8 protein-coding genes are annotated in these 12002 nt (G+C 66.2%); 4 read left to right on the top strand and 4 right to left on the bottom strand.

Annotation, left to right across the window (positions count from 1 at the left end):
• Positions 1–18: 18 nt before the first annotated feature.
• Positions 19–459, top strand: a complete 441-nt coding sequence (locus HV766_RS21115) for a CBS domain-containing protein (protein WP_054452955.1) — start codon at positions 19–21, stop codon at positions 457–459.
• A 30-nt stretch (positions 460–489) separates the two neighbouring features.
• Here HV766_RS21115 and HV766_RS21110 read toward each other — a convergent pair whose 3' ends face one another.
• Complete coding sequence (locus tag HV766_RS21110) at positions 490–1254, bottom strand: sulfite exporter TauE/SafE family protein (RefSeq protein WP_054452957.1); 765 nt, start codon at positions 1252–1254, stop codon at positions 490–492.
• Positions 1255–1539: 285 nt separating this feature from the next.
• On the opposite strand from HV766_RS21110, the gene HV766_RS30235 reads away from it, so the two are divergent.
• From HV766_RS30235 to HV766_RS21090, 3 genes are all read left to right on the top strand, one after another.
• Positions 1540–3168 (top strand): FxLYD domain-containing protein, encoded by a 1629-nt coding sequence (locus HV766_RS30235; protein ID WP_225596793.1) that lies wholly within the window; start codon positions 1540–1542, stop codon positions 3166–3168.
• A gap of 141 nt (positions 3169–3309) precedes the next feature.
• Positions 3310–5901: a bifunctional aconitate hydratase 2/2-methylisocitrate dehydratase gene (acnB, locus tag HV766_RS21095; RefSeq protein ID WP_054452959.1), complete on the top strand. Its 2592-nt coding sequence runs from the start codon at positions 3310–3312 to the stop codon at positions 5899–5901.
• A 201-nt stretch (positions 5902–6102) separates the two neighbouring features.
• Positions 6103–6702, top strand: coding sequence for a transglycosylase SLT domain-containing protein (locus HV766_RS21090; RefSeq protein ID WP_054452962.1), 600 nt, complete (start codon positions 6103–6105; stop codon positions 6700–6702).
• Positions 6703–6718: 16 nt separating this feature from the next.
• Here the strand turns inward: HV766_RS21090 and HV766_RS21085 are convergent, their stop codons facing one another.
• From HV766_RS21085 to HV766_RS21075, 3 genes are all read right to left on the bottom strand, one after another.
• Positions 6719–8923 carry a TonB-dependent receptor gene (locus tag HV766_RS21085; protein ID WP_054452964.1) on the bottom strand — a complete coding sequence of 735 codons (2205 nt, stop codon included), beginning with the start codon at positions 8921–8923 and terminating at the stop codon, positions 6719–6721.
• A 252-nt stretch (positions 8924–9175) separates the two neighbouring features.
• Positions 9176–10684 carry a M81 family metallopeptidase gene (locus tag HV766_RS21080; RefSeq protein WP_175181781.1) on the bottom strand — a complete coding sequence of 503 codons (1509 nt, stop codon included), beginning with the start codon at positions 10682–10684 and terminating at the stop codon, positions 9176–9178.
• On the bottom strand, positions 10681–11964 hold the full coding sequence (locus tag HV766_RS21075; RefSeq protein ID WP_175181780.1) for a Zn-dependent hydrolase: 1284 nt from the start codon (positions 11962–11964) through the stop codon (positions 10681–10683). Before HV766_RS21075 ends, HV766_RS21080 begins: the two co-directional genes overlap by 4 nt.
• Positions 11965–12002: the final 38 nt, after the last annotated feature.

The following is a 12002-nucleotide window of genomic DNA, read 5'->3' as shown; positions in this document are numbered from 1 at the left end:
GCGATCCGGGAGCGCATCGTGAAGACAGTTGCTGAGATACTCAGGGAAAAAGCCAATCATTCCGTCGTGACGGTTTCGCCCGACGCGTCGGTTTTCGAAGCCGTCAGAATCATGGCGGAACGCAGCATCGGCGCCGTGGTGGTGGTCCAGGGCGACGCGGTGCTGGGCATGCTGACCGAGCGCGACTACGCCCGCAAGATCGTGCTGCAGGACCGCTCCTCGCGTACCACGAAGGTGCGCGACATCATGACCGATTCCGTCTACTACGTCAGCCGCGCGGACACGCGCGAACACTGTATGGCGATGATGACGGAACGCCACTTCCGTCATCTGCCTGTCATCGAGGACGGCAAGCTGGTCGGCCTGCTTTCCATCGGCGACCTGGTCAAGGACGTCATGAGCGAACAGAAGTTCATCATCCACGAACTCGAACGCTACATCACCGGCGAGCGCGGCTGACGCCGCGCGGTCCATGCGACGGACTCGCGGCTAGCCCGCCGCGAGCGCCTTGAATGCCGGCACGATCAAACCCATGCCGGCCGCCAGCAACAGCACGAACACCATGCGCTTGACGGTCTTCATCGAGCCCGCCGTGCTGTAGCGGCGAGCCACCCAGGTGACGCCGATCACAACCGGCAACGCCAGCAGACTCAACCAGAACGACGAGGCCATGAAGGCCCCCTGCCCGGTCACGAGCGCCAGGCGCACGACCGCGTTAAGCGAAAACAGAATCAGCAGGCTGTTGCGGATGGCGGCCAGCGGCAGGGGCTGGCGGTACAGGTGATAGACCATGGGCGGACCCGCGCTGGAAAACAATCCGCCCAGCACGCCGGAAATCGCGCCGAAGAACACGAACGAACCGCGCGAGGACACATGCGCCAGCGGCTGCGCACGCGCGATCAACAGCACCGCGCAGCCCAGGATGGTGCAGCCCAAAAGCAGTTGCAGCAGCACGCCCATGGAGCCGCTGATCCAGGCCAGCGCCGCCACGCCCGCCCCCACGCCGACCAGGCTGCTGGCCATCGCGGGCCGCATCAACGACCAGTTCACCTGCGGCTTGGCGCGTGCCAGCGTCACGGCGGCATTCACCAGCGACAGCACGCTGACCACGTTGGCCACTTCGGACACGGAAGCCAGCTGGAACACGCCCGACAGGCCCAACAACACCAGCCCGAAGGCGAAGCCCGTCATGGTCTGCGCATAGGTGGCGAGCGCCACGCAGGCGAGGAACAGCAAATATTGGGAAATGCTCATGCTAATGGGAGAGCCTGACCTGCCTCGGCTCTGCCCGGAGCGGCGCGTTGCGCGGCGCGGGAGCGGATCGACGGGGAACAGCGTTAGGGGTTTGGGATCGGGTTTTTTCCGCCGGCGATCATAGCACCGGGATGCGCCGACTCACACTTTGTCACAACTGGATGCGCTCGTGCACCATGACCGGCGCGCCCTGCCGCTATCCTTGCCGCCCTGTAAATCCCTTGCGCCTTGCTCCCGCCGCGCCATCCGCCGCGCCGTCTGGATACGGCGCGCACGGCTGCGAGAATGACGCCCAAACAGACCACGATCAACACGGTGACGCTGACCTGCTCGACCTGCGGCAGCGCCCAATTCACCAAGCTGGACACCAACGAATACCGCTGCAGCCATTGCCACGCGGTCACGCTGGTCGAAGACAACGTCGCCCAACGGCTGGAGAAGATCCTGCGCGGGATGCAGCAGCCGGCTCCCAAGCCGCAGCTCGGTCCGCGCGCCATCGCGGCGGTGGCAGTCGCCGTCGCCGCCGTAATCGCCGTGCCTTTGGTCGCCTCCATGATCGGGTCCAAACCGACCGTCACACGGCAGCCGCCTGCGCCGCCTCCCATCGACGCCTCGCTGGTCAAGCTGACGGACGTGCAGGAGATCCGGGTCCGCGACCGCACGCAGCTGGTCATGATCATGCGCAACGAGACGGGCAAGAAGATCGACGTGCCGCGCGTCACGGCTTCGTTCTTCCAGGGCGACCTGTCGCTGCCGTCGAACTCCGGCTCGGCGCCGGCGCGTTCGCTGCAGCCGGGCGAGTACACACCTGTCATCATCTCCACGCCCAGCCAGGCCTACAGCCGCTATACGCTGCAGGTCTCGCAGCCGACGCTGGCGCGGGACAGGAACAACGACGTGGCCGCCAGCAAGGTGCAGCTAGTGCGCAACGACGGCGCCTACCGCCTGGTCGGCCTCTTGAAGAACAACGGCGCCAACGAGGCCAACAGCAGCCAGATCACGGTGATGCTGTACGGCGAGGACGGCAAGCTGATCGGCACCGGCAACGGCTACGGCGCCGCCAGCCCGCTGGCGCCGAACGCGCTGACCTCCTTTGACGTGCGCTGCGAGATGCTGACCGAGGGCCGGGTCGCCACCTACGACTACATGGTGCAAAGCGAGACCCACACCGCAGCGTCTGCCGCGTCCAAGGCGGAAACGCCCGCCAGCCGCATCGTGCGCGTCAGCCCGGCCGACCCGCGAATCATCGAGCACGTGCGCCTGACGACCGCGGAACTGCTGGATCCGGACTTCGCGCTGTTCGACGCCAGCGCGCTCAAGCTGTCCGCGCCGCGCCGCCTGCTCGACGAGATCGAGCGCCCGGTCCTGTACGCCGAACTGGTCAACACCAGCGACCAGTACGTCGTCCTGTCGCCGAAAGCCAACATTACGGTGTTCGACGGTTCCAACCGGCTGGACCTGCGCCAGAGCTGGAGCCTGCCGGCGCGCCTGTACCCCGGCGAGCGGGTGCCGGTGGCGTTGACCGGCCGCGTCGACCGCTATACCGAGGTCAAGACCGACTGGCTGCCCGCCAAGCGCGCCGCCCTGCCCGGCCCGCGCCCCAAGCTAGCGGTCACGGTCGAGAACACCGAGGCCCAGGTCGGCACCGGCACCCTGAACTTCACCCACCGCTTCCGCTACAAGTACGTGACCGTGCACGGCCGCGTGCGCAATGACAGCCAGGCCGAGGTCGAGAACGTCAAGGTCTGGATCAGCCTTTACGACGCCCAGGACAAGCTGACCGGCGCGGTTTTCCAGGAATTGCGGCTGCCCAAGCTCAAGCCGGAGGAAAGCGCGCCGTTCCAGGTCGACGTCAAGCAATACGGCGGCAACTTCGCCCGGGTGGGCGTGGTGTACGACGCCGGGCCGCGCTAGGGTGCCGTCCTGCGTCGCCCTTAAGCAACAGCTATGGGCTCAAGTCTTATATAAGATATAAGACATTTGCTTGCGTCCCCCTGTTCCCTCTACAATTCGGCGAACAACCCTTCTTCCAACCCGACTTTGAGCAGGCCTCACATGCTGGATAATTACCGCCAACACGTTGCCGAACGCGCGGCTCTGGGGATCCCCCCGCTGCCCCTTACGGCCAAACAAACCGCTGAACTGATCGAACTGCTCAAGAACCCGCCCGCTGGCGAGGAGCAGAACCTGGTCGACCTGCTGACCCACCGCGTGCCCGCCGGCGTGGACGACGCCGCCAAGGTCAAGGCTTCGTACCTGGCTGCCGTGGCGCTGGGCAAGGAAGCTTGTGCGCTGATCAGCCGCGCCAAGGCGACTGAACTGCTCGGCACCATGCTGGGCGGCTACAACATTGGCCCGCTGGTCGACCTGCTGGACGACGCTGAAATCGGCACCATCGCCGCCGATGCGCTGAAGAAGACCCTGTTGATGTTCGACGCCTTCCACGACGTGAAGGAAAAGGCGGACAAGGGCAACGCCAACGCCAAGTCCGTGATGCAAAGCTGGGCCGACGCCGAATGGTTCACCAGCCGTCCGGAACTGCCGCAGAGCCTGACCATCACCGTCTTCAAGGTGCCTGGCGAAACCAACACCGACGACCTGTCGCCGGCTCCCGACGCCACCACCCGCCCCGACATCCCGATGCACGCCCTGGCGATGCTGAAGAACAAGCGCGACGGCGCCGCGTTCGAACCGGAAGAAGACGGCAAGCGCGGTCCGGTCAAGTTCATCGAATCCCTGAAGGAAAAGGGCCACCTGGTCGCCTACGTCGGCGACGTGGTGGGTACGGGGTCGTCGCGCAAGTCGGCCACCAACTCGGTGCTGTGGTTCACCGGCGAAGACATCCCCTTCGTGCCGAACAAGCGTTTCGGCGGCGTGTGCCTGGGCAACAAGATCGCCCCGATCTTCTACAACACCATGGAAGACGCCGGCGCCCTGCCGATCGAACTCGACGTTTCCAAGATGGAAATGGGCGACGTGGTCGAACTGCGCCCCTATGAAGGCCGCGCCCTGAAGAACGGCGAAGTCATCGCCGAATTCGAAGTGAAGTCCGACGTGCTGTTCGACGAAGTGCGCGCCGGCGGCCGCATTCCGCTGATCATCGGCCGCGGCCTGACCGCCAAGGCGCGCGAAGCGCTGGGCCTGCCGGCCTCGACGCTGTTCCGCCTCCCCAAGGACCCCGCCGACACCGGCCGCGGTTACACGCTGGCCCAGAAGATGGTCGGCCGCGCCTGCGGCCTGGCCGAAGGCAAGGGCATCCGCCCGGGCACCTACTGCGAACCGAAGATGACCTCGGTCGGCAGCCAGGACACCACCGGCCCCATGACCCGCGACGAACTGAAGGATCTGGCCTGCCTGGGCTTCTCGGCCGACCTGGTGATGCAGTCGTTCTGCCACACCGCCGCCTATCCGAAGCCCGTGGACGTCAAGACGCACCACACGCTGCCGGAATTCATCAGCACCCGCGGCGGCGTCTCGCTGCGCCCGGGCGACGGCGTGATCCACTCGTGGCTCAACCGCATGCTGTTGCCCGACACCGTCGGCACCGGCGGCGACTCGCACACCCGCTTCCCCATCGGCATCTCTTTCCCGGCCGGCTCGGGCCTGGTCGCCTTTGCCGCCGCCACCGGCGTGATGCCGCTGGACATGCCGGAATCGGTGCTGGTCCGCTTCAAGGGCAAGCTGCAGCCCGGCGTGACCCTGCGCGACCTGGTCAACGCGATTCCGCTGTACGCCATCAAGCAAGGCCTGCTGACGGTTGCCAAGCAAGGCAAGAAGAACATCTTCTCCGGCCGCATCCTGGAAATCGAAGGCCTGCCCGACTTGAAGGTCGAACAAGCCTTTGAACTGTCGGACGCTTCCGCCGAACGTTCGGCCGCCGGCTGCTCGGTGCGCCTGAACAAGGAACCGATCATCGAGTACATCAACAGCAACATCGTGATGCTGAAGTGGATGATCGCCAACGGTTACGAAGACGAGCGCACGCTGGGCCGCCGCATCAAGGCCATGGAAGCCTGGCTGGCCGATCCCAAGCTGCTGGAGCCGGACGCCGACGCCGAATACGCCGCCGTGATCGAGATCGACCTGGCCGACGTGCACGAGCCCATCGTGGCCTGCCCGAACGACCCTGACGACGTGAAGACGCTGTCGGAAGTCGCTGGCGCCAAGATCGACGAAGTGTTCATCGGCAGCTGCATGACCAACATCGGCCACTTCCGCGCAGCCTCCAAGCTGCTGGAAGGCAAGCGCGACATCCCGGTCAAGCTGTGGGTCGCCCCCCCGACCAAGATGGACGCCACCCAGCTGACCGAGGAAGGCCACTACGGCGTGTTCGGCACCGCCGGCGCCCGCACGGAAATGCCGGGCTGCTCGCTGTGCATGGGCAACCAGGCACAGGTGCGCGAAGGCGCGACCGTCATGTCGACCAGCACCCGCAACTTCCCGAACCGCCTGGGCAAGAACACCAACGTGTACCTGGGTTCGGCCGAACTGGCCGCCATCTGCTCGAAGCTGGGCCGCATCCCGACCAAGGACGAGTACATGGCCGACATGGGCGTCATCAACAAGAGCGGCGACCAGATCTACCAGTACCTGAACTTCGACAAGATCGCGGACTACAAGGACGTGGCTGACGTCATCGAAGTCTAAGCATCGGGCAGCGCAGCCTGGCTGCATCGCCTGCAACACGGCCCCGGAGCAATCCGGGGCCGTTTTTCTTTGCCTGGCGCATGTGGCACAGGTCGGAGAATTTCAGGGACGGAACTTTTTTCGCGATACGTTTTCATACAATCGCGGTAACTTGTGACATCCGCCCCCAACCCTGCCCCGATCTCCGGAGGAAGACCGCCAATGACCCGGCTTTTGCTGCCGCCGCTGCTATTGCTGGCGCTTGCCGGCTGCGCCACCGCGCCGCCCTCGAATCCCGAGAACATCTGCGCCATCTTTCGCGAAAAGCCGGACTGGCACGATGCCGCCCTGAAGGTGCAGAAGAAATGGGGTGCGCCCGTGCCGGTGCCCATGGCCATGATGTACCAGGAGTCCTCCTTCAAGCATGACGCCGTGCCGCCGCGCTATTACTTCCTGGGCTTCATCCCCTGGGGACGCGTCAGTTCCGCCTACGGTTACGCCCAGGTCAAGGACGAGACCTGGGACGACTACAAGAAAGATGCCGGCGGCTGGGGCTCCAGCCGCGACGACTTCGCCGACGCGCTGGATTTCATGGGCTGGTACATGAACAAGACCCAGCGCATCAACGGCGTGTCCAAGTCCGACGCCTATGGCCAATACCTGAACTACCACGAAGGCTGGACCGGCTACCGCAACCGCAGCTACGACCGCAAGGCCTGGCTCAAGACCGTGTCGCAGAAAGTGCAGGCACGGGCCCAGAAGTTCGCCGCGCAGTACAAGAGCTGCGAGAGCGACCTCACGCGCGGCGGCTGGTTCTGGTGAACGCCGCCGCCTGAACTCAGAAGTCCATGCTCGCGCTGAGCGAGAAGGTGCGCGGTCCGCCCAGCACCAGATAGCCGTTACCCGGATAACCGCCCACCGACGACCAGTAGTTGCGGTTGGCGATGTTGTCCACACGGGCGCGCAGGGTCACGACGTGGCCGTCCACGTCCATCATGTAGCGCAGGCCCGCATCGAAGCGGGTCCAGCCCGGCACCTTGAGCGTGTTGGCGTCGTCCGCGTAGGACGAACCGGTATAGACCACGCGGCCATCCACCGCCAGGCCCGGCACGCCGGGGATGTCCCATTCCACGCCCATGTTCGCCTGGAAGCGCGGCACGCCGATCACGCGGTTGCCGTCGATGGACGGGTTACCGGTGGAGCGCTGCGTGGCGTCCAGCCAAGTCAGGCCGCCCAACAGGCGCACGCTCTTGACGGGCTCGCCGTACATGGTGAGCTCCACGCCCTGATGGCGGTCCTTGCCGGACGTGGTCAGTTCGTTGCTGGCGTTGTACATGGCGCGCGGCTTGTCGGTCGAGAACAGCGCGAGTCCCGCGCCCAGTCCGTCGCCTTCATACTTCGCGCCGATTTCCTTCTGCTTGGAGACGAAGGGCGGCAGGCTCTGGCCGGCGTTGGGCACCGGCTTGCCGCCGGCATTGGCCGGGGCGGTCGGTCCCGCGACCAGCGCCTCGATGTAGTTCGCGTACAGCGAAACGCTGGGCGCGACCTTGACGACCAGGCCCGCGGCGGGCGAATTATGGCTGGCGTCGTAGGCGCCGTTTTCCTTGCCGGTGTTGTACGCGTAGTCGCGTTGCGACAAGCGCTGATGGCGGATGCCCGCCGTGAGCAGCACCTTGTCGTCCAGGAACGACAGCGTGTCGCCGATGGCGTAGCTGCTCAGGCGGGTGCGGCCTTGCAGCGCCGGATCGTCCAGGTCGTTGCCACGCAGCGCGGTGGCGCTGAATGGCGGCTTGTCATACGAAATCGGGTTGTAGATATTGGTGGGATACGTGTTCTGCCAGTCCATCACATAGGCATTTTTCTTCTTCAGGTCGAAGAAGGATGCCGACACGACGAACTCGTGGCCTACCGGCCCCGTGCGCAGTTTACCGCGCAGGCCCAGTTCGCCCGTGTTCACGCTGTCTTCGCGGGTATTGTCGAAGCGGTAGAAGGTGCCCGCCCCCGTGCTGCCGTTGGTCAGCGTGACGTTGCCCAGCGAATTCGCTTCATCGCTGCGGCGCATGCCAAAGGCCGCGTAGGCGGTCAGCTTGTCGCTGAAATCATGTTCGCCGCGCACGGTGCCGAAGACGTCGCGCTCGTTCGAATACGACCAGGGCTGCGCATAGTTGGAGCTGGCGTCGGGCGCGTCGGGCACCTTGGTGACGCCGGCGCCCAGCGTCACGTTGGGACGCGCGCGCTTGAGCTTGTTCTCCTGCCAGCCGATATCGGCAGACAAACGGGTGTCGGCCGAACGCCAATCCAGGCCCAGCGATACCAGGCTGGTACGGGAATGTTCATCGTCGATACCGGTATCGCCGCTGCGCTGTGCGGCGTTGAGCCGGATGCCGGTGCTGTCGCCCGGGCCAAAGCGGCGAGCAATGTCGGTGGACAACTGGAACTGCCCGCCGCTGGACACGCCGGTGGTAACACGGGTCAGAGGTTCGTTCGGCGCGCGCTTGGGCACCAGGTTGATCACCCCGCCGATGCCGCCGCCGCCGGGCGCCGCGCCCGTCAGGAAGGTGGACGCGCCGCGCAGGACCTCCACGCGTTCGAACAGTTCGGTGGCGATGTATTGGCGCGGCAGCAGGCTGTAGAGGCCGTTGTAGGCCACGTCGTCCGAACCCAGGATGAAGCCGCGGATGAAGTACGACTCCTGGAAGTTGCCGAAGCCGCGGGCCACGCGCACGCCCGGGTCGTTCTGCAGCACGTCGCCCACGCTGCGGGCCTGCCGGTCCTGGATCAGTTCATTGGTGTAGCTGGTGATGCTGAATGGCGTGTCCATCAGGTCCTGCGTACCCAGCAAACCGACGCGGCCGCCCCGGGCGACCTGCCCGCCGGCAAAGGGTTCGGCCAGGCCGCCGGCCGAGGCATCGGCGCTGGCTTCGACCTTGATGGCGTCCATGGAAACGACGGAGCCGGCCTGATCGGACGCGGATTGGGCGTGGACAACGGGGAGATAGCACGGCAGCGCGGCGGCCATGCAGGCAAGAGTTCGGATTTTCATGTCGGGAAGTTCGCAGGCAGAGATCAAAATCCCGATGGGGTCACGCGCGCACTAAGAATTACGGATGCGTCTGGAATGTGCCGGAAGGCCAGGGCCTTGCCGGGCCGGCTGCACCAAAGGGGACTGGAATTGCTGAGCGCCCCATTCTACGGCAAACGGAATCATTCTCATTTATGTTACTTTTTGTTTGAGAATGTTCGTTGCCCGGGCGCCACAGCTGCCGCTTGTGGCGCCCTGCTCTTTCCGGCGGGTCTATCGGCCGCCCGCGCGAGGATCGTAGTCCGCCGCCGCCATGGGTTCCAGCGGGTACAGCGGCCGCGCGCGTCTGCGGAATTCGAACAGCGACCAGTCGGAGCTGGTCACGCCGGGGCTGTCACATTCGACCAGCGCCTGGGAGATCGGCACGAACACCGGGCGGCAGTACATGCGCGACTTCACCAGCACGTAACGGGCGCGGGACGGATCCAGTCCAAGACTCTGGAACACGCCCAGATCCCAGGGTTCGTGGGTCTGCTCGGTCAGCACCAGCTGCGCGCCGCCTATGTCCAGCACCGCGCTGCGGCCCATGCAGGCCAGTTGCCCGGTATAGGTCGGCCCGGTGATCAGGTACTCGCCATTGCTCAGCGCGCGCACGGTGCCGCGCAGCGTGACGGGCTGCGCCTCCCGGCCGATTTCGCCGATGGCGCGCTTGTTGCCTACCGGCAGCTCGACCGTGGCGCCGACGCCGGCGCGGGTCAATTCGGCTACCGCCTCGGGATCGCAGTACAGCCCCGCCTGTATGCCTTCCAGGCCCGCATCCAGCGCGGCCATCAGCACGTCCAGGGTGTCGCAAGTGCCGCCGCTCATGCAATTGTCGCCATGGTCCAGCAGCAGCACCGGCTTGCTTGCGCCTTCGGCCAGGACCTTGGCGCGCGCCAGCGACTCGGCCAGCGGCTCGCTGTCATAGAAGAATCCGTCGCGCTGCTCCCAGATCAGGGAGGCGATCTCGCCCGCCACGCGCTCCGCCTCGGCGCGGTCGCCGTCGGCCACCACGACCACGCTGACGCAGGGATGCGGGATGTCGGCCAGGCCGAAGCCCGCCAGCACCGACACGCCCAGCGCCCCCGCGGCCTCTGCCTGGCGCGCCGCTACGACGGCGGCGCGCATGGCGCCTTCGGCCGTGTTGCTGCGCAGGGAATGCGACACCAGCGGCAACCGGCGCCACGCCATGAGCGGCTTGCATCGGCCGTCGATGCCCGCAAACAGCAGCCTGCCGGCGTGTTCGCCGGTTTCGTACATGTCGATGTGGGGATAGGTCTTGAAGCTGACGATGACGTCGGCGTTGTCCATCATCTTCTGCGTGACGTTGCCGTGCAGATCCAGCGCCACGGCAACCGGCACGCCAGGCGCGGCGGCGCGCAGCCGTTCAAGCAGGTCGCCCTCGCCGTCATCGGTGGTCTCCACCGCCATGGCGCCATGCAGGTCCAGCAGGATGACGTCGCAGCCTGGCGCTGCGGCCACGATGCGGTCGCATAGCTCGGCATAGGCCTGGCCATCGACGCGGCCGCTGGGATAGGCGGTGGCCGACACGGGGGTGACCAGTTCGGCGCCGCGCGCTTCGGCCAGGTCGATGAACGCCGACATCGCGGTGCGCTTGCCCTTGTTCTCTTCATAGGCCGCCGCATCGTAGGCGGGGCCGCCGTTGCCGAAGGCGGACAGCGGCGTGGGAACCGGCGAGAAGGTATTGGTCTCGTGGTTCAACCTCGCGATCAGCGCCTTCATTGCGCGCCCCCATCGGAAAACTGGATGCGCCCGCAGCAGCGCAGCATGGCGTGCAGCAGCACATTGCAGCCCGCCTCCAGGTGCTCGGGCTGCGCGTCCTCGATCTCGTTGTGGCTGATGCCGTCCTTGCACGGCACGAAGATCATGGCGGTGGGCGCCACCCGCGCCATGTAGACGGCGTCATGGCCCGCGCCGCTGATCACGTCCAGCGAATCCAGGCCCAGCGTGGCCGCGCCGTCGCGGATCGCCTGCACCAGGCGCGGCTCGAAGGGCTGCGGCGGGAAGTACACGACCTCCTTGCTGTCGACCTGGAAGCGGCCCGGCTCGGCCAGTTCCTCGCAGACGCGCGCAAACGCCGCGGCCATGCTGTCCAACGTGGCGTCGTCGGCGGCGCGCAGGTCTACGGTAAGCGCCACGCGGCCGGGAATCACGTTGCGCGAGTTCGGGAAGCTGTCGATGCAGCCAACCGTGCCGCGGCCATGCGGCGCATGCTCCAGCGCGATCCGGTTGACCTCAAGCACCAGCCTGGACGCGGCCAGCAAGGCGTCGCGGCGCAGTTCCATGGGCGTGGGCCCCGCATGCGCCTCCTGGCCGGTGATGGCGACGTCGTACCAGCGCTGCCCCAGGGCGCCCTGCACCGAACCGATGGTGATGCCGCGGTCCTCCAGGATGGGGCCTTGCTCGATGTGTGCCTCGAAGTAGGCGCCGACATCCCCGGGCCGCGCGGGTTCCGGACCGGCGTAGCCGATGGCGCGCAGCGCTTCATCCACGCTGACGCTGTCGCGGTCGCGCGCAGCCAGCGCGTGCTCCAGCGTGAAAGCGCCGGCGTACACGCCGGAACCCATCATCACGGGTACGAAGCGCGAGCCTTCCTCGTTGGTCCACACCACCACTTCCAGCGGCGCCTCGGTGGCAATGCCGCGTTCGTGCAGCGTGCGCAGGACCTCGATGCCTGCAAGCACCCCATAGTTGCCGTCGAATTTTCCGCCGGTGGGCTGGGTGTCGATATGGCTGCCGGTCATCACGGCGGGCAAGTCATCGCGCAGGCCGGGGCGACGCATGAAGATGTTGCCGATGGCGTCCACGCGCACACTGCAGCCCAGCTCACGAGCCCAGGCGCAGACCAGGTCGCGGCCCTGCCGGTCCAGGTCGCTCAGCGCCAGCCGGCACACGCCGCCCTTGTCGGTGGCGCCGATGCGGGCCAATTCCATCAGCGAATTCCAGAGGCGGCTGCCATCGATGCGGATGCCGCTGACGGCCTCCAATGTGTTCATTTCCATGGTGTTTCCCTTGCTTCGGTTGCGCGGCGCAGGCGGTC

It is taken from the genome of Achromobacter aegrifaciens (genome assembly GCF_902859735.1).
GTDB lineage: Bacteria > Pseudomonadota > Gammaproteobacteria > Burkholderiales > Burkholderiaceae_B > Achromobacter > Achromobacter aegrifaciens.
Note: the sequence above shows the minus strand (reverse complement) of the source record. Positions and strands in the feature narration are given on the sequence as shown.